Here is an 18,897-nt window from a genome sequence, read left to right as displayed (position 1 = left end):
AATACCCCTCAATACGCTCAACCCCATGCTAATATGGCTGGGATGGACCCCATCGCCGAAATCGACGTTTTGGTGCGCGCCAAGTACCCCATTTTGTACCTCGTGTCGTGGGAGGAACGCCGCGTCGAAGAGTCCCTTCGCGCGATGTGCCAGAAGCTAGATCGAACGCTCTACACCTGGTCGATTACATCGGGCACCAAGCCCAACGTTCCACGAACGAGCGGCCCCAAAGCGCCCTCGCAGCTTCCAGCTGAACTAGAATCGCTGGCGCTCATCCATGAAGCGCCCGAGCGCAGCGTCTTCCTACTTCGGGATTTTCACCCCTACATGAAGGATTCGCGGGTCATCCGTCTCTTGCGTGATCTTGCCCTCAGGCTCAGGGATCGCACGATCACCATCATTTTGCTCAGCCCAGTCATAAACCTCCCTACCGAGCTTGAAAAGGACGTCAACGTCGTTGAGTTTGGACTTCCTTCCCGCGAGCAGATCGAAGAGTCGCTGGATAAGGTCATTGCGGCGGTGGTGGGCGATGGAAAGATCGACACGAAGATGGAGCCCGAGGATCGAGAACTGCTCATAAAATCGGCACAGGGGCTCACGCTTGACGAGATTGAAAACGTCTTTGCCCGAAGCTTTGTCGAAAAACGGAAGTTCGACGTCAGCGTCATCCTTGAAGAAAAGAAGCAGATTGTCCGCAAGTCGGGCCTCTTGGAGTACTACCCTGCAGAGAACCGCCTGAAGGACGTTGGTGGAATGGAAATCCTCAAGGAGTGGCTTGAAGAGCGCAAGGCCAGCTTCACCGACAAGGCCAAGGAGTTCGGCATTCCCGTTCCCAAAGGCATCCTTATTCTTGGTGTGCAGGGTTGCGGAAAGTCGTTGCTCGCGAAAGCCGTCGCCGCCCACTGGAGCCTCCCGATGCTCAAGATGGATGTCGGGCGGATCTTCGGCTCCTTGGTCGGGCAGAGCGAAGACAATATGCGCCGGGCTGTCCGAATCGCGGAATCCGTCGCGCCTTGCGTCCTCTGGATGGACGAGATAGAGAAGGGTTTTGCCGGGATGTCGGGAAGCGGTGTGAGCGATAGTGGGACTACCGCGCGCGTCTTCGCTACCTTCCTTACTTGGATGCAAGAAAAGACCAAACCGGTCTTCCTTATCGCCACCGCGAACGACGTTTCAAAACTCCCACCAGAGATGCTACGCAAGGGACGATTTGACGACATTTTCTTCGTTGATCTCCCCGACAAGCAAGAGCGCAAAGAGATCTTTTCGATTCATATTTCTAAACGAAAGCGCGACCCTGCTAAGTTTGATCTGGAAGAGCTTGCCAAAGTAACTAAGGGCTATAGCGGCGCCGAGATCGAGCAGATCGTCTCCGGCTCTCTTTATCCAGCATTTGAAGCGGGGAGAGACCTCACACAGGACGATCTATTGAAGGAAAGCAAAACCATTGTTCCCCTCAGTGTGATGATGCGGGAAGAGATTGAAGACCTGCGAGAGTGGGCTCAAATGAGAACCCGCCCTGCGAGCAAGCAAGACGGAGACTAACTAATTTGGAATACGATTGACGATTTAAGAATTATGATTGTTAATTCCTAATCTTAAATCTTAAGTCGTCAATCGTAAGTTGGACTATTCCATTGTTACCCGGATTGCGCTGATCACTTGATCGACGTCAGGCAATGCCGCATATTCGTACGTCGGATGGAAGCCAATCGGAACATCTTCGCGGGCGACGATCTGCGGGGGTGACAAGAACAGATTCCAGCGCTCTGGCTTCGACGTCATCTCCGCTACGACCGTTTGTCCAAATCCGGCCGTTCGATTATCTTCGTAGATCACCACAAGTCGTCCGGTCTTCTCCACCGACTTGCTGATCGTCTCATAGTCACAAGGCACAATCGACCGAAGATCGACGATCTCAAGATCAACCTCGCCCTCCAGCTTCTTTTGAGCCTCTTCTGCAAGCTCCAAACAGTTGCCGTAACTGACGACGGTGACATCTGCCCCAGCTTTGACAACACGGGCCTTGCCAAGCGGAACCGGGTTCACGCTCGTCACATTGATCGGCTTTCGGAAAATGTGCTTCGGTACCAGGACAACAGTCGGATCGTCGGCGTGGATCGCCGTCCAGAAGATTCCGGCGGCGTCTTCGGGTGTTGATGGCATCGCCACCTGTACACCGGTCGTGTGAGCCAGATAGGCCTCATTCGACATCGAGTGCCACAAGGATCCGCCCGGCAGATACGCGCCGCACGGGGCGTAAAGAACCATCGGGCACTTCCAATCGCCATACGTGCGCCATCGCAGTGTCGAAACGTTGGTGACGAACTGATTCCATCCTGGAGACATAAAGTCGATGAATTGAATCTCGAAAATGGGACGCATGCCGAAGATCGACATGCCGACGGCGACCCCGACGATGGTGGCCTCAGCAAGCGGACTGTTGAAGACTTGCTTCGGGAAACTTTGGCTAAGCCCCTTGGTGATGCCAAACACGCCGCCCTTGGGGTCCTCGATGTCCTCACCGAAGAAGATAACTTTCGGGTCCTCTTCGAGCGCTTTACGGAAGGTTTGGTTGATGGTGTTGACCATCGTCTGGCGTTCGCCCGCTTGAATCGGGGGCATGGTCGCCGCTGTCTCTGAGCCAAAGTTGTGGAGAAGAACTTCGTCGGCGCGTGGATCTTCCAGCGTCTCCGCCTTCTGGTAGTCGGCATCAACCGCCGCCGCTAACTCCTCTTGAATCTTGTCAAACTCATCTTCACTGAGTTCGCCCGCGTCCACCAACTCCTGCTTGAGGATGAGAATCGGGTCTCGCTTCATCATCTCGTCGATGTCGTCGAGATCGCGGTACACACGGTGGTCGTCGGAGGAGGTGTGGCTGCCCAGCCGGTCGAGGTCGCACCACAGAATCGTTGGGCCATCGCCTCGGCGGGCCTTGTCAACTGCGGCTTGCCCAGCCTGCAATACGTTCTCGGCGTAACGAGCGTTGACGTGAACCACAAGGTCGGGATTGATGACCCCGAGGTTCAACGGCATAAACTTTTCTGTCGGAGTCGAGATACCGTACTTGTTGTCCTCAATGACAAAGATCACCGGGAGCTTTTCTTGTACGGCAAAAGCGATCGCTTCGTAGAATTCGCCTTGCCGGGAGGCAGCATCGCCGATGCTAGCAAAGCAGACCGAGTCCGTCCCACTCAGCTTCATTGCCCAAGCAGTTCCGCAAGCCGGTAGCAGGTTCGCGCCGGTAGGAGTCGGGACGCTAAAAACATTTAGCTTGCGCGAGCTATAGTGGCCCGGCATCTGGCGTCCGCCCGAGCTGGAATCCCTCTTGGCAAAGTAAGCCGTCGCCAAGTCGGAATTTTTCATGCCCCGTGCGAGCATCAGCGCTCGGCTTCGGTAGTACGGAAAAATATAGTCGTCTGAGCGAAGACAATAGGCAAATGCCGCAAGCGCTTCGTGGCCCAAGCCACCGACCTGGAACCAGCCTTTGCTCTGGCGAAGAAGAATGCCCTCTCGTCGGTCGCCTTCACGACTAAGCATCATGAGGCGTAGAAAATCGAGCTTTTTGAAGGTTGCTGAAGCAGGTACGGTGGACATGAGAAAACCTCTTTTTCGGCGCTGAAAAAGGATCGCGGACGGGCCGCTAAATCTTGGCTGAATTATAGCTGATCCGGCGCATCTTTCCGAGAAGGGGTCCCACGACGGATTTGAAGATACAAGGTTGTGAGTTGGACCGCGAATCCAATCGCTGCCAGACCGCAGCCCGCAAAGATCGCTGGAGCCCCCGCCCATACGAGAGGGACAACCATCGCCGTTGTGAGCGCGGCAATCAACCACGAGAATCCCACCATCATAAAGCCACTCTTGAGCCGCAATGCGCCTCGAAAGGTCTTCATATCAGATCGGAGAATCAACAGCCCTACCCCAAACAGAACCGCCGAAATCACCCCGCCTACGGTTAGCGATGCGCTCCCCAACTGCGGCGTCTTTTTCTCAATCATAAACGTCAAAGCAGACGCCATGAGAACAGCGAAGGCCCGCGCACGTTGGATACCGCTTCGCTGAATCATAACTCCAGTATCTTCCCATCCACCATGATCGCCCAGTTGCCAGCTTCGCGGGCTGGCTTAGGCAGGAGTTTTTCCGGCGTTCCGTGGGCATTCCACTTTGTATCTGAGCTCACAAAAAGAAGGGGGGTCTTGTCGAGGTCTTTTACATCGTCGATGTACTGACCGCTGAAAGCGTCGTTCATCGCGATTCCATAAACACCCTCCGCGCCCGTTTGGGCTGAGGGGTCCATAAACTTCTTCATCGCCTCCGAATCCGCCATGTTTCCAGTGCGCACCCGATTGCGAATGGCATCCATCCAGCCTGCCGCATCTGGGAACTGGCCCTCGCTGTCGTGATAGAGCATTAAAGCGGCCCGCAGTTTCTTAAGACTGTCTTCGAGATCGCCCCTGTATTTGACCTTGTCCGCTTTGTCGAAGGAACCTGCTCGCCAAAGGATGAACGCTTCGCGTGCTGGCGTGAACTGGTCGACCAAAACTCCAATCGCGACAAGTGCAACCAGCGCGATCCCCCATTTTTTTCCTCGACTCATCTTTGCCATACCTATCAGATTATGACGCCCGTAGCTCACCACCGGTCCGTCCCCCCACAAGCACCCAGGCTGAAAGTCATAATCAAGATGTGCCAACGGTCCCTGAAAAAGTCGATCTGATCGTCACCCCAACGCCTTTGCACGCACTTCCCAATCTTTCGAAAGAGCTGGGGATCGATCTGTGGATCAAGCGCGATGATCTCACCGGGTTTGCACTTGGCGGCAATAAAGGGCGCAAGCTCGAATTCTTGATCGCCGAAGCTCTTCGACAAGGCGCGGAGGTCGTGGTCGGGATGGGAGCATCACAGTCGAACTTCCTTCGCCAGCTTGCCGCCGCATGCGCCAAATACGGACTTCGCTCCGCAGCCGCTGTAATGGGGCTGCCTTACTATGCAGCGGCTGGTCGACCTGCCATTGACTACGTACCCGACTCCTCTGGCGGCAACGTGCTTGCCGATGAGATTTTTGGCATGGATGTGCGCCTCTTCCCCGATGGCGACTGGGATCAGCTCGAAGCTTATGCGGAAGCCATCGCTCACGAGTACCAAGCTATAGGGTTGAAGACATTTGAGATCCCGATCGGCGGCAGCTCCGTTCTCGGGGCCTACTCGTTCTATCTTGCCGCTCAGGAGGTCATGGCCCAAAGCGCAGAGCCGTTCGATACCATCGTCACTGCTAGCAGCAGTGGAAGCACCCACGCGGGCCTCGCCTTTGCCTTTGCCGGTTCCTCAACGAAGGTCATCGGCATCTCTGCCGACCCCGACCCCGATGAAGTTCTCCAGCACGACGTCCACGAACTTACCATCGGGCTAGGCGAACTCACTGGACAGCCCAAGAATCTCCGCTACGAAGACCTTGACCTCCGCATGGACTACTTCGGCGAGGGATATTCGATCCCAAGCCCCGAAGGCAATCGGGCGATCCTGAAAGTGGCGAGATCAGAAGGAATTTTGTTGGACCCGACCTATAGCGGCAAAGCCTTTGCCGGGCTCATGGATATGGTTGGCAAGGGCGAATTGAAGGGGCGTGTGCTCTTTTGGCATACCGGCGGGGCCGTGACGCTGTTCGCCACACCCAAGAATCTGTTGATTGTAGATTGATGATCGCCGATCACTGATTACGGATCACGGACCTCGGCCCTCACGCTTGAAACTGCTCCAAGAACCGCAGATCGTTCTCCATAAAGTGCCGCAGATCGTCGATCCCGTACTGCATCATCGGGATGCGCTCAACGCCAAGCCCAAAAGCAAACCCACTGTACTTCTCAGAGTCGATCCCGTAAGCCTCAAGGATGTTCGGATGGATCAAGCCCGCGCCGCCAAGCTCGACCCATCGGCCGTTAAAAAGCTTGGGAGTTGAGATCGCATAATCCACGCCCGGCTCCACGAACGGGAAAAAGTCGGGCCGAAAGCGGATGTTCACATCGTCGCCAAACATCGCCCGCGCAAATGCCCCAAGCGTGCCCTTGAGGTGCGCCATGGAAATCCCCTCGTCAACCATAAATGCGTCAACTTGGTGGAAGGTGTGTGAATGTGTGCGGTCTACCGCTTCGTTCCGATAGGTGCGGCCTACCGTGAAGTAGCGGAGTGGCGGCTTCTTCTTCTCGAAGACGCGACCCTGAATGGCGGTGCATTGGGTGCGGAGAACCTTACGATCGGTCACATAAAAGGTGTCCTGCTCATCCATCGCTGGATGATCGGGCGGATAGTTCAGCGCGTCGAAGTTGTATCGAAACTCCTCAAGCTCAGGACCGTCGTAACACTCGAACCCAAGCCCAACAAAAACCTCGCGAATGCGCTCTTCGGTCCGCCGAAGAATGTGCTCCATGCCCCCATTTGCTTTGCGGCTCGGCATGGTGATGTCGATTCTCTCCGACTCAAACGCTTGACTCTGCTCAGCTCGTTTGAGCGCCGACATCCGGCCTTCCAAAATCTCCTCAAGGCGTGCTTTAGCCTCGTTGACCTTCTTGCCAAACAGCGGCTTTTCCTCGGGTGGCAATTGGCCAATGTTGCGCATCAAGCCGGTCAGCAGACCGCTCTTGCCGAGATATTTGATCTCCGCATCGCGGAGTTCAGAGGTCGTCGTTGCCGCCTCTATTGCAGAGGCTGCTTCCTTTTCGAGGGATTCAATCGATTGCATGCGCGGGCTAAGTTTAAGCCCACTGAAGGGTCAGATTGCAACCGGGTCCCACAACCTGCGCATCAACGCTTGATCAAGCCCATCAAATACTGCCCGTAAGGATTTTTGCGCATCGGTTCTGCGAGCTTAGCTACGTCGTCAAGCGAAATGTAGCCTTGCCGATAGGCAATCTCCTCAGGGCAGGCCATCATCAACCCCTGACGCTTCTCGATCGTCTGCACGAAGTTTGCGGCCTCAAGGAGCGACTCGTGGGTGCCCGTATCGAGCCAGGCAAACCCCCGGCCCATGATCTCAACCTGAAGCTGCCCGCGCGTCAGAAACTCACGGTTGACGTCGGTGATTTCAAGCTCACCACGCGGCGACGGTCTTAAGTTAGCGGCGACGTCGAGCACGGAATTATCATAGAAATAGAGCCCCGTCACCGCATAGTTCGACTTCGGCTCGGCAGGCTTCTCCTCAATACTCGTCGCCTTCATCGACTCGTCGAACGCAACCACTCCATACTCGGACGGATTGTTTACCCAATAAGCAAAGACAGTTGCCCCCGAAGGTTGTGCGTTGGCCCGCTGAACCATCTCCACCAACCCATGCCCATAAAAGATATTGTCTCCAAGAATCAACGTCGCGGAGCCATCTCCAACGAACTCCTTTCCAATCAAGAAGGCTTGAGCCAAGCCTCCTGGGTTGGGCTGGACGGCATATTCAATCTGGATTCCCCACTGCGAGCCGTCGCCCAAAACGGCTTGAAAAGCGGCCTGATCGTGCGGTGTCGTGATGATCAGAACCTCTCGCAAGCCCGCCAGCATGAGCGTTGTCAGCGGAAAGTAGATCATCGGCTTGTTGTAAATCGGCATGAGCTGCTTGCTCACCCCCATCGTGAGCGGATACAGCCTCGTGCCCGATCCACCGGCAAGAATGATCCCCTTTCTGTTTGCAGCCATGAGCATCATTTTGGCTCGCAAAGTCCCGATCCCGAACACTTAGGGGTCTCGAACGTCAATAAAATACGACTATGGCTGTTTCTTGGATGGTTGCAACGGTTGTGCTTGGCATGGGTCAGGCAGGAACCGCGATGAGCGCGAAGAAGGTCGGAACGACTGGACTCACGCTGAGCCTGCCCACGGTTGAGCTTAAACTTGCAGAAGGCTCTTCCGATAACAACCAAACTTACAACTTCTCGGTTCAAGGGGTGGACGTGATTGTCACTTACCGCGAAGCTCCGGCAGGCGTTCTTACCGATATCGAGTTTTCATCGCGGGCCGCTGCCGACCTTCTTCCGGGCGCGGCTGACCTTAAACCGACGTTCAGACCTGTGAGCGTGAGCGGACTCCAAGCACGACGGTTTTCTCGGGGGCAGCTTGCTTCGGGTCTTTACATTCAGGCAGGCGAAAAATCCTGGCGCATCCTTGCCCGAGTAAAGGCCTTGACCGCGGCAAAGGCCCGCGATGCGATCTTGGACTCTGCCACAGTCGCGCTTACTTCTCCTGCAAGCTGGCGTAGCCAACAGCTCAAGAACTCGAAAGTAACCGTATCCCTACCCAACGAACCCGACATCTCGTTTGGAAGCGTTCCGAACGCCTATCGCTTGTCGACATTCACATCCGTCACCGATGCTGCCATTGTCACAGTCACCGAAATTGAGACCGTGAAGGGTCAAGGCCCGGACTTGGCCAAGCAGATCGCGGGCGTCGATGCCGATTTGGGAATCCCTACAGATGCCGACATCTTCCGAAAAGCGATTCAGCCAGTCAAAATGTCTGGAATTGATGGAGTCCGCATCGACTACGAGTTTCGTCTCGCCTCTAGCGAAGGCGCTTTCTCGGCTCTGCTTTTGGTTAGAGGCGATGAGACTTGGCGCGTCCTCATCGCGCGAAAGAAGGCCGATGCGGCGGGTGCGAATATCGCCGACTGGGTTTTGAACTCGATCCGCATCGCCAAATAGATGAAGTAATCTACAGGCTCATCTCCGTATATAGCGGCGGTCAGCCTATGAAACCGAAGTATTTAAGCCTTATCCTCGTGCCCGCACTTGCCCTATCGGCGTCGAGTGATGCACGACAGCTTGGCGATCCCAAGCCGAAAAATATTCTTGGCGCACGGTCGATCTCGATCAGCCCCGACGGCACACGCGTTGCATTCTCCTACCTCGGCGACGTGTGGGTCGTTTCAAGCGAAGGCGGCAGAGCGGTCCCCGTAACCACCCATATCGAGATGGACGACAACCCTATCTGGTCGCCGGATGGCAAGTGGATCGCGTTTTCAACGAACCGCAACGGCGCAGACGATATCTACGTGGTGCCAGCAGATGGTGGCGAGAGCCGACGCCTCACCTGGTTTGCGGGAAGCGATGTCGCCAGCGATTGGACTCCAGACGGAAAGCAGTTGCTTTTCCGCTCCACTCGTGATGCTCAAGACAACGGCCTCTTCTCTTTAGATGTGCGAACGGGAGCCTTTGCAAGGTTCCTGATCGACCAGACGACGGTGCGTAACCCCATCATGTCAAATGACGGCACGATGGTCGCTTATAACCGAAACGGTTTCCCCTGGTACCGAGCGCGCTACCAAGGAACAGGAGCTTCAGCGCTCTGGCTCTTTGATACGACGAGCAAAAAGGCAAGGGCCCTCCGCGACAATCAGTTTCAACATCTTTGGGCTGGTTTCAACCCCGACGGCAAGTCTCTCATGACAGTTACGGTCAGCGAGAAGACGCCCAGCGCTAGCTTCCTGGACAAGCCGATTCCGAAGAACGTCGATAACGTCAACCGAACACCGAACGTTTACAAGATCGACCTTAACGGACGCACGGTACGCATGACAAACTTCGTTGGCGGGGGAGTGCGCTATCTCAGTGTCGCCCGCAACGCCGGAACTGCTGCCTTCGAATACGAGGGCTACGTGTATACAATGACGCCAGGTGGTGAGCCCAAGAAAATTGATATCATCGCCTCGACCGACGATAAGGTCAACTACCAAGAGCGATTGATCCTCACCGATGGCGTCTCCGACGCCGCACTGAACCCAGCCAGCGACAAAGTCGCGTTTACGGTGCGGGGAGAGATTTGGACCGTCCCCGTGAAGAAGGGCAAGGGGCCAAACGCCAATGATGCGACCCAGCTTACGGACTGGGCAGGCTCCGATCAAGAGCCCCTCTGGACTCCCGATGGTAAGAGCATTTTCTTCACTTCAGACAGAGAGGACAGCGACCGACTTTATCGAATGGACGTCGCGACCAAGGCCGTCACCGCTGTGAGCGCTCCTGGCTCTGACGTATCCGTGGTCACACTCTCGCCCGACAAGAAATCGGTCTATTGGTGGCAAACCGGCACGAATGGCGGCCTTTACGGAGCGCTTGTCGCTGGCGGAGCCCCCAAGAAGATCACCGGAAGTCAATCGAGCGTCGGAACACCTTACGCTTGGTCGCCCGATGGACGCTATCTTGCGTACTCGCGGCAAACAGGCGGAACCGTCATTAACATGGCGCCGCCCGTCAACATCTGGATTTTTGACAGCACGACTGGAAAAGAGATCAACGTAACTCGGCTCAACGCCCAACACGGCGATCCTCTTTGGTCGCCCGATGGTCGATACCTCTTCTTCAGTTCAAATCGAGACGGAGGGTCCGCGATTTACGCGCTTCCACTCAAAGCCGAAGATGCTCGTGAGACCGAACTGGAGCTCAAATATGAAAAGCCGAAGGAAGCCGTCAAGGTGGACATCGACTTTGATGACATCCATCGCCGTATGCGTCGAGTGATTTCGCAATCACCCCAGGGCAACCTGCGAATGAACCCGGAGAACGGAACTCTCTACTTCCGAAGTGAGGGCGATGTGTGGATGGCAAGCTACGATGGCAGTGAAGTTCGACGCATCAGCCAGGGCGGAGGGCTTCAATCTTTCGAGCCCAATGCGGACTACTCGCAGTTCCTGCTGGTCAAGGGTGGAAACATCTCTTTGTTGAACCCAAAGCCGCCGCAGTTCCAAGTGTCACAGGTCGAGTTTCGTGCCGACTGGTCTCGCGACGTACGCAAAGAGCGCCAAGCCGCATTCTCGCAGTTCTGGCGCAACTTCAACAGCCGATTCTACGACCCGAACATGCACGGGCGCGATTGGATGGCTTTACGTAAGCGGTACGAACCGATGCTGTCCTCGGTGGGACACCGAAATGAGTTCGCGACGGTCCTGAACATGATGGTCGGCGAACTAGAATCTTCGCACTCTGAAGTCGGTCCCGCGCCGGGCAACCCTCAAGGGGAGAATTCGGCGCACCCAGGGTTCACGATTGACTACTCCTACAGTGGCCCCGGAATCAAGATTGCCGAGGTCCCCCGCTACGCTCCTGGAAGCTACGCGAAGACAAAGCTCGGCGCAGGGGAGTATGTGATGGCGATCAATGGAACCGACGTTTCAGCAAACGAAGCGCTGTTCCGAGACGTGCTCAACGCCCAAGATGGACGAGACATTACGCTCCTCGTGAACAAGACCCCCACCAAATCGGGCGCGCGTGAGGTGAAGTACCGTGCGCTGTCTGGTGGAGCCTGGAACGGCATCCAATATCGCAACCGTATCGAAGATCGGCAAAAGTATGTCGAGGAGAAGTCAGGCGGAAGGATCGCTTACTTCCACATCTCCGGCATGGGTGGAAACAACTTCACGACCTTCAACCGCGAGGCTTGGGAGTTTATCGACGGCAAGAAGGCCGCCATCATCGACGTTCGCAACAACGGAGGCGGCAATATCGCCGACTCGCTTGTGGACATGCTCGAGCGAGTGCCCCATAGCTACTATCAAGCTCGAGATCAGGAAGCAGGCCTTGCTCCCGCGAATAGTTGGAACATCCCAACGGTCGTGATGCATGCCGAGACTAGCTTCTCAAATGCCGAGATGTTCCCCGCCGCAATGAAGGCAAGGAAGCTGGCCACGCTGGTTGGCGTCCAAACGCCGGGATACGTGATCTGGACGTACGGCTTGCGATTGATCGACGGAACCAGCGCACGAATGCCAAACTCGGGCTCGTACCGGATGGACGGCTCGCCAATGGAGAACCTCGGACAGATGCCGGACGTTAACGTCCCACTCACCTACGAGGACTATCTCGCGGGACGTGATCCTCAGCTCGATAAGGCGATTGAGATCCTTCTCGGGAAGATGGATTGAGCGGTTGGTAAGGAGGTAACGAGTCAGGTGTAAGGACGTCGAGATTGGGAACGAGCCACTTTGCTGTGGTCCAGGAAGTTGCGCTTTTTCCCGATTTTCCGCCTCCCCCCCTTTACCTCCTTACCTCTTTACCACTCTGACAATCCTTACCCCTTTGCCAAAGCTTCCAGCGGCCCCATCTCATTCCAGTTGGGGCCGAACTTTGAATCCACTTCGATGGGGACATCAAGCGGCATGGCCTCTTCCATCGCTTTGCGGATCGGCTCTATCAGCCCGGTTTCTTCACCCTTCGCAAGCTCAAACACAAGCTCGTCGTGAACTTGCAGCAACATTCGTGTCTTCTTTCCGTCCAGCTTTTTGCGAACTTCAAGCATCGCGAGCTTGATCATGTCGGCGGCGGAACCCTGGATCGGTGCGTTCATCGCCTGACGTTCTGCGTACAGGCGTTCATTTCGGTTTTGGGCATGAATGTCGGGGAAGTATCTTCGCCTGCCGTAGAGCGTCGTCGTAAAGCCCTTCGCCTTGGCATCGGCGATCACCGAGTCGGTAAAGCCCTTCACCTTCGGGAATCGCTCGTAGTATTGGGTGATCAGCGCTTTTGCCTCAGACACCGAGAAGTTGCCGCCGAGCTGGTTCGCAAGACCAAAGTCAGTGACCCCGTACAAGACGGCGAAGTTCAGCAGCTTCGCAAACCCACGCTGCTCCTTCGTGACGTCATCACCCGCCGCCCCAAACATAAGCACAGCCGTCGCCTTGTGAACGTCCTCGTGATTGGCGAAAGCGTCCACCAGCGCTTGGTCCTTGCACATGTGCGCCAGCAGCCGCAGCTCAATCTGAGAGTAGTCAAATGAGGCGAGTATGAAGCCCTCATCGGCGGTGAACGCCTTACGAATTTGCCGACCCAACTCTGTGCGTGTGGGGATATTTTGCAGGTTCGGATCGTTCGAGCTGAGGCGTCCGGTTGCGGCAACAGCTTGGGCATACGTTGTGTGGATGCGTCCGTCTTCCCGGATCATGCGCGGCAGGGCATCGGCGTAAGTCGATTTGAGCTTGGTTAACTCGCGCCAGTTCAAGACCTCAGTGGCGATGGGATGCTCGGGAGCGAGCACTTGCAGAATCTCTGCACCCGTAGCGTAACCCGTTTTCGTCTTCTTCTCGCCGGGAATGCCCATCTTGTCGAAGAGCACTTCACCAAGCTGCTTAGGAGAACCTATATTGAACTCCTGCCCCGCCATTTCATAAACCTTCTTCTGAGTTTCTTGAATGGTCACATCGAGCGACTTCGAGAATTCACGAAGGTAATCGGCGCTGGTTTTGATGCCGTAATTCTCCATCTCGGCAAGCACGGGCAGGAGTGGGAGTTCGATCTCCCGCATGACCTTCGTCTGCCCCTCCTTCTCCAACCGCTCGCTCATCGCTGCGTCCAAAAGGAAAATCGCCGAGGCCATCCCCTCTTGGGTCTCCGGCATGGCGATATCCAAATACGCCGAAACTTGATCTCGAAGGGAATAGCTGGAACGGCCTGGATAAAGCACATACGCCGCGAGCATCGTATCAAATCGAGGCGCAGTTTGTGTCGCGGGGATCGCCTTGAAAAGTGGCTTGACGTCATGCCCGATCAGCTTGGAGGGGTCCTTGTGGACGAGGTTCAGAACGGCCTTGTCGGTAGTCTTGGCAACCTTCGAGCCGACGGCGACATAGGCAGCACGGCCAGATTCGTCGAACATGCTCATCTGCGCAGGACCGGAGTCGAGCAGAACGGCAAAGGGAGAGTTGCCAACGAACGCAATCAGCGCGTCGGGGTCTTGAATCTCCGAAGAGGTGACAGCAAGCGACTCTTGTGCAACCTCCACCACCGGAGCATCCATCGCCTGCCCCCCCTCCATGTAACGCGACATCACCGCTGGCAATCGCTTATGATGCGACTTGAACTCAAACGATTCCAGCATCGACTTCGCGGTTTCAAGCTGCTCGGCAGACACTCGGAACGGCTCAAAGTCATACTCTAGCGGAACCTCTCGGCAGATCGTCGCAAGCCATTTCGACTTTGGCACTTGCTCAATCACAGGCAAAATCTTCTTGCGGTATTTCTCTTCGACCTCATCGAGATTTTCGAGCAGGTTCTCGATGGTCTGATACTTTTGCAATAGGTAGGTCGCGCCCTTCTCGCCAATTCCTGGAACGCCTGGGATGTTGTCGGAGCTGTCACCCACAATCGCCTTCCAGTCGGGCACATTGATCGGGGGAACGCCAAACTTTTCGAGGACCTTCTCCGGCGTGTAAACGAGCAGGTCGGAGACACCCACCTTCGTCGTGAGCACGTTTACATATTCATCCACAAGCTGCAGTTGATCGTTGTCGCCCGTCACGATGTATGTGTCGTAACCCTTCGATTCGGCCTCTTTGCTTATCGTGCCGACGATGTCATCCGCCTCGTAGCCCGGGACTTCGATCGCGGGTATGCCAAGGGCGTCCAACAGATCACGTGCCCACGGAAATTGCTGCACAAGCTCGGGTTCGGGCTCTTTGCGGGTGCCTTTGTACTCGGCGTATTCGGCGTGCCGGAATGTCTTTCCAGGGCCGTCCAACGCAAGAACAAGCGCGTCGGGCTTCTCGCGCTCCAGGATCGAAAAGATCATTCCCGTGAAGCCGTAGAGCGCGTTTGTGGGGCGCCCGTCGGTCGTGCTCATGAAACGGGTGGAATAGAACGCCCGGAAGAGCAGGCTATAGCCGTCGATGATGATCAGCCTGTGTCGGCTCATGCGAGTGAAGGTACCACGTATCGCACAAGCACCGTCACGGGGCAATGCCGATCATGACCAGAGGGACGGCTGGCGTGGATCGTCCTTGCCGTAGGAGGTTGTAAAGCTCGCCCTCGTAATAGGGAACACCAGAAGACATCTCGACTTGCAACTCTTTCATTGGGACAATTTCTACGCCAACATCAATCACGTCTCCAATGAAAAACGCCATGTGCTTTACAAAGAGGTCATAGGCAACCGAAAAATACTTTCCAAACTGAACCTCAATCTCAACACGCTCTTTCACGAAGTCAGTCTGATTGTATGAATAGATTGGATTAAGGCCGGCTCTCTCAATCTCCCGCTTCTGTTCTTCTTTTGACATCGTCATTGTCTGCCGAATCAGAACATGATCGGACGTCACAAAATAGCTAGTCCTAGACTCACGCCACTGACGTTCGACAAGCAACCTCTTGAATTCAGAATTCATTGCCTTAGGGTCAAAAAGAGCCTTGCCAACCATTCCTTTTTCGTTGCTTATCTTCGTCCGTAATGAATGAGCATCAACAAGAGAAATGACTCTCTCAATCTCCTCCCAGAGATGCGGCTTGTGAACAACTATGTGCTCATACCCATTCAGATGCGAATAGTATTGAACGACGCGCATCAGTCAACCCCATACGGTTTAACACGTTCAAACAATCGAGACTGTGGACTATCTGCAATCTGGACAAGCTTCGGTGGGACATAGCTAGTCGTTCCATTAGGGTTATGAACCGGGCGTTCCATGGGGCGAATTTTCAGGAGTCCGTTATGAGCTTGTTTTAGCCTATCCAGCGCCTCTTGGTAATAGTCATCCATGATCTCTGCTCCTGCAGCACGCCTACCGTGAATCAACGCAGCAATAGCTGTTGATGCCACGCCCATGAACGGATCGATGACGAGATCGCCAGGGCGAGTCATGGATAGAACCAGTCGCTCAATCAACTCAACTGGAAACTGACAAGGGTGGATCGTCTTTTCAATATGGTTCGACTTTACATTGGGAACATCCCAAACATCTGATGGATTCTTACCAAGAGGATTGCAGGATAATTGTCCAGCTTTGTCACCTTTGAACGCCTTCTTGTTTGGATACTTCTGGGGCACACGGATAGGATCCAGATCGAAGTAGTAGTCTGGGCTGCGTGTGAACCAAAGAATGACCTCATAACGGCCTGAAAAGCGTTTTGTTGCATGCAACCCATGCCCAAAATGCCAGACAATCCTGTTGCGAAGCTGGAGCCCAAGTGATTCAAAAACAGGATACAGGGCAATGTCGAGTGGAACGATTTCGCCTTTGTCAACGTAATTCCCCACTTGCCAGCAGATACTCCCCGAACGATGCAGCGTGCGAACGCACTCTGTAATCACCTTCTTCTGTTGACTCACATATTCCGACAAATCAAGGCGGCTTTCATAAGGCTTGCCCAGGTTGTAAGGAGGAGAGGTGACAATGAGCTGGGCAGCCTCGTCAGGAATGTCTTTCAGCAGGTCCAAACAATCACCCTTGAATAGGGAGACGGATGCTTCGGAATCGAAAAATGGGCTGACCTGCATGAACTTACTGACGAACCAGAAATGGATTTGGATTTAGTATACACATGACAACATATTAAGTATGATTCAGTTTCCCCCAAATAATCCCCATGGCCTAAGATTTGAAGTTCAAGAGTTTGCTGTGAGTCCAACATGCCTTCGATGCCTCTCATTGAACTTCTTCATGCCAAAATAGCCGCATGGCCGGACATTCCAAATGGAAAAACATCCGACTTCGCAAGGGCAAGCAGGACGCAATTCGCGGCAAGATGTTCACGAAGCTGGGGCGAGAGATCATTGTTGCTGCACGAATGGGCGGAGGTGACCCGGGCACGAATCCCCGACTCCGAGTCGCGATCCAAAAGGCACGAGAGAACGCAGTCCCCAATGACAACATTCAACGGGCGATCGACAAGGGCACCGGTGCGGTCGAGGGCGAGAACTACGAAGAGATGACATATGAGGGCTATGGGCCCGGCGGCGTAGCAATCATGATCGAATGCTATACCGAAAACAAGAACCGCACCGTCCCCGAACTGCGCCACGCATTTAGCAAACACGGTGGAAACCTGGCTGAGAATGGGTCGGTGAGTTGGCAGTTTAACCACGTCGGCGAAATCAGCGTAGCCGCAGAAGGATTGGATGAAGAGGAGTTCACTCTGACCGCCATCGATGCGGGAGCCGACGACGTTGAAAAGGACGACGAAGGCAATTTTCTGGTCCGCACTGCCATTGAGAATCTGCACTCCACCAACGATGCGCTTGAAAATGCAGGCATTAAGACCAACGAAGTTGGGCTAACCTACATCGCAACAAACAAAGCAACACCTGCCGATGACGATTGGCCTAAACTGCTGAAGCTGCTGGACATGTTAGACGAGCTTGACGACGTCAAAGAGACGTATATCAATGTGGACATCCCTGAAGAGATGATGAGCGAAGATTGAGCCCCAAACAACGCGTCCCGATAGCAACGCTTCTTTTGATCGCGGCCAACATAGGGGCCGCGTTCGCTTTAGTCTGGCAGCCTGACCTGCTAGGCGATTTTGGCTTTAGTATCGACCGCCCAAGCGTCTTCGCCGCCGTGACGTGTCTGTTCCTGCATGTCAATCTGTTTCATCTCCTTGGCAATATGCTTTTCTTGGCTGCTGTCGGGCCTGCCGTTGAGTTTGCGGCTAAGACATGGCGCTTCCTGTTCATCTACTTGACAGGAGGTTTGGCGGGGGTTGGCCTGCATTGGCTTCTTGCCGCGAAAGCTGTCGGCGAGCCACCGCTGATCGGTGCGAGCGGCGCTATCTCGGCCTGCGCTGCGTTCTTCACAATCCGATTCTTTCGGGTACGCGTCCCCATCGCCCCAAAAATCGCTGTCCCCGTGCCTGCCATTACCGGTATCTGGGTGTTTCTCCAAGTGCTTGGAGCCGTGATCAAACTTGGTGGGGAGTTCGAGGGTGGAATTGCCTGGTGGGCACATATCGGAGGCTTCGCGGCAGGTCTTGTTTGGGCAGGTCTCTTCCGGGCAGGCAAAGAGGCGAACATGCAGTTCGGTCATCAAGTGCTCGACCAGATGAACGAACGTGGCCCAGCGGCAGCGCTGGCAGCAGCGGAAAGCCACCTGCGAGAGCATCCCGAAGATACGGTTGCCCTTGAAAAGGTCATTGAAGCTGCCCGCGACCTTTCCGACCATGCAAAAGAAGCCGAGGGTTTGTGGAAGCTGCTTGAGCGTACACCAGAGTCGGAACAAGCGCCCCTCCTAAATAGACTGACCGAACTGGACGAAATGAAGAACGTCCCGAGTCTTCGCCGGACGTTGCTCGCTGACAGACTCAAGAACTCTCATCCTGAAACTGCTGAGCTCATCTTATCAACGGTCCTTGAAGGCGACCCCCAAGACCCACAGCGGCCAGAGGCCCTGTTGGCCCTTGCCGAGATTAGGCGAACTCGAGAAGAACCGTTCGAGAGCCTCATTAAAGAGTTGACGGAGCGCTTCGAGCTTCATCCTGCAACCGAGCTTGCAAAGGCACGAGGTCTGCTCCCATGAAAAAGTGGTGGCGAAGAGTTCGTCCTGCCCTGCTTGGCTCTCTCATCTACGCCATCGCGAGAACATTCGCGAGGAGCTTGCGCCTCAAGGTTATTGGCAAGGAGAACTACGAAAGTCTCACTTGCGGAATGATCTTTACGGGCTGGCACGGGAAGTCCATGATCCCTGCCAACTTCTTCAAGGGACAGGGCGTATGGGCGCTCTTCAGTCTCTCGAACGATGGTGAAATGCAAACGCGCATTTTTAGGAGATTCGGGTTCGAGACCATTCGCGGATCAACAGGCAGGGGAGGCGTACGGGCTGCGCTGGAAGCAATCAAAGTCCTCAAGACCGGGGCCAAGATGGCGGTGACTCCCGACGGACCGCGCGGTCCCTCCGAGGTGGTTCAAGGAGGAGTCCTCTTGATGGCGCACAAGTCTGGAGCCGCGCTGATCCCTGTCGGCTCCTCGGCAAAGCCGTGCCTACGGGTGGGTTCGTGGGACCGTTATATGATCCCTTGGCTTTTCTCAAAAGCCGCTATCGTTTTCGGGGAGCCGATCTATCTGCATGAGGGACCGACCGAAGAAGAGGTCGAGGCATGCCGTGTGAAGCTGGAAGAAGCGATCAAAGAAGTCGAAAGGATCGCGGATGAAGCCGTGGGGTTATAG

The 18,897-nt window shown here is 55.1% G+C and carries 15 protein-coding genes; 7 read left to right on the top strand and 8 right to left on the bottom strand.

Annotated features, from left to right (window positions below; genetic code table 11):
* Positions 1 to 42 precede the first annotated feature (42 nt).
* The gene (locus tag KF784_11960) at positions 43 to 1,545 is read left to right on the top strand and encodes an AAA family ATPase (GenBank protein MBX3119774.1); all 1,503 of its coding nucleotides are present in this window, start codon (positions 43 to 45) and stop codon (positions 1,543 to 1,545) included.
* A gap of 84 nt (positions 1,546 to 1,629) precedes the next feature.
* Here KF784_11960 and KF784_11955 read toward each other — a convergent pair whose 3' ends face one another.
* The 3 genes from KF784_11955 to KF784_11945 form a co-directional block, all read right to left on the bottom strand.
* Entirely contained in the window at positions 1,630 to 3,597 is a 1,968-nt protein-coding gene (locus tag KF784_11955; GenBank protein MBX3119773.1) for a hypothetical protein, read from the bottom strand.
* 62 nt (positions 3,598 to 3,659) lie between these two features.
* A complete protein-coding gene (locus KF784_11950; protein ID MBX3119772.1) occupies positions 3,660 to 4,070 on the bottom strand; it encodes a hypothetical protein in 411 nt (136 codons plus the stop codon).
* Positions 4,067 to 4,600, bottom strand: a complete 534-nt coding sequence (locus KF784_11945; GenBank protein MBX3119771.1) for a hypothetical protein — start codon at positions 4,598 to 4,600, stop codon at positions 4,067 to 4,069. The genes KF784_11950 and KF784_11945 overlap by 4 nt, the downstream gene beginning before the upstream one ends.
* An 89-nt stretch (positions 4,601 to 4,689) precedes the next feature.
* On the opposite strand from KF784_11945, the gene KF784_11940 reads away from it, so the two are divergent.
* Positions 4,690 to 5,700, top strand: a complete 1,011-nt coding sequence (locus KF784_11940) for a D-cysteine desulfhydrase family protein (GenBank protein MBX3119770.1) — start codon at positions 4,690 to 4,692, stop codon at positions 5,698 to 5,700.
* Positions 5,701 to 5,740: 40 nt separating this feature from the next.
* Here the strand turns inward: KF784_11940 and pheS are convergent, their stop codons facing one another.
* Both pheS and rfbA read right to left on the bottom strand, forming a co-directional pair.
* Complete coding sequence (pheS, locus tag KF784_11935) at positions 5,741 to 6,739, bottom strand: phenylalanine--tRNA ligase subunit alpha (GenBank protein MBX3119769.1); 999 nt, start codon at positions 6,737 to 6,739, stop codon at positions 5,741 to 5,743.
* A 62-nt stretch (positions 6,740 to 6,801) separates the two neighbouring features.
* A complete protein-coding gene (rfbA, locus tag KF784_11930) occupies positions 6,802 to 7,680 on the bottom strand; it encodes a glucose-1-phosphate thymidylyltransferase RfbA (protein MBX3119768.1) in 879 nt (292 codons plus the stop codon).
* A 71-nt stretch (positions 7,681 to 7,751) separates the two neighbouring features.
* Between rfbA and KF784_11925 the strand changes: the two genes are divergently transcribed.
* Complete coding sequence (locus KF784_11925) at positions 7,752 to 8,681, top strand: hypothetical protein (GenBank protein ID MBX3119767.1); 930 nt, start codon at positions 7,752 to 7,754, stop codon at positions 8,679 to 8,681.
* Between the two features lie 47 nt (positions 8,682 to 8,728).
* Complete coding sequence (locus KF784_11920; GenBank protein MBX3119766.1) at positions 8,729 to 11,893, top strand: PD40 domain-containing protein; 3,165 nt, start codon at positions 8,729 to 8,731, stop codon at positions 11,891 to 11,893.
* A 146-nt stretch (positions 11,894 to 12,039) separates the two neighbouring features.
* Here the strand turns inward: KF784_11920 and polA are convergent, their stop codons facing one another.
* Genes polA through KF784_11905 form a run of 3 tightly spaced genes read right to left on the bottom strand, consistent with a single transcriptional unit; the run spans position 12,040 to position 16,173 of the window.
* A complete protein-coding gene (gene polA, locus KF784_11915) occupies positions 12,040 to 14,655 on the bottom strand; it encodes a DNA polymerase I (protein ID MBX3119765.1) in 2,616 nt (871 codons plus the stop codon).
* Positions 14,656 to 14,689: 34 nt separating this feature from the next.
* Positions 14,690 to 15,301 carry a hypothetical protein gene (locus tag KF784_11910; protein MBX3119764.1) on the bottom strand — a complete coding sequence of 204 codons (612 nt, stop codon included), beginning with the start codon at positions 15,299 to 15,301 and terminating at the stop codon, positions 14,690 to 14,692.
* The gene (locus tag KF784_11905) at positions 15,301 to 16,173 is read right to left on the bottom strand and encodes a site-specific DNA-methyltransferase (protein MBX3119763.1); all 873 of its coding nucleotides are present in this window, start codon (positions 16,171 to 16,173) and stop codon (positions 15,301 to 15,303) included. Before KF784_11905 ends, KF784_11910 begins: the two co-directional genes overlap by 1 nt.
* 239 nt (positions 16,174 to 16,412) lie before the next feature.
* On the opposite strand from KF784_11905, the gene KF784_11900 reads away from it, so the two are divergent.
* From KF784_11900 to KF784_11890, 3 genes are read left to right on the top strand one after another with little or no spacing between them, the layout of a single operon-like run.
* Positions 16,413 to 17,159, top strand: coding sequence for a YebC/PmpR family DNA-binding transcriptional regulator (locus tag KF784_11900; protein ID MBX3119762.1), 747 nt, complete (start codon positions 16,413 to 16,415; stop codon positions 17,157 to 17,159).
* Positions 17,156 to 18,250, top strand: coding sequence for a rhomboid family intramembrane serine protease (locus KF784_11895; GenBank protein MBX3119761.1), 1,095 nt, complete (start codon positions 17,156 to 17,158; stop codon positions 18,248 to 18,250). Before KF784_11900 ends, KF784_11895 begins: the two co-directional genes overlap by 4 nt.
* A complete protein-coding gene (locus KF784_11890) occupies positions 18,247 to 18,897 on the top strand; it encodes a lysophospholipid acyltransferase family protein (GenBank protein MBX3119760.1) in 651 nt (216 codons plus the stop codon). The genes KF784_11895 and KF784_11890 overlap by 4 nt, the downstream gene beginning before the upstream one ends.

Source organism: Fimbriimonadaceae bacterium, assembly GCA_019638775.1.
Classification (GTDB): domain Bacteria; phylum Armatimonadota; class Fimbriimonadia; order Fimbriimonadales; family Fimbriimonadaceae; genus JAHBTD01.
This window is presented reverse-complemented; position numbering and strand designations above follow the sequence as displayed.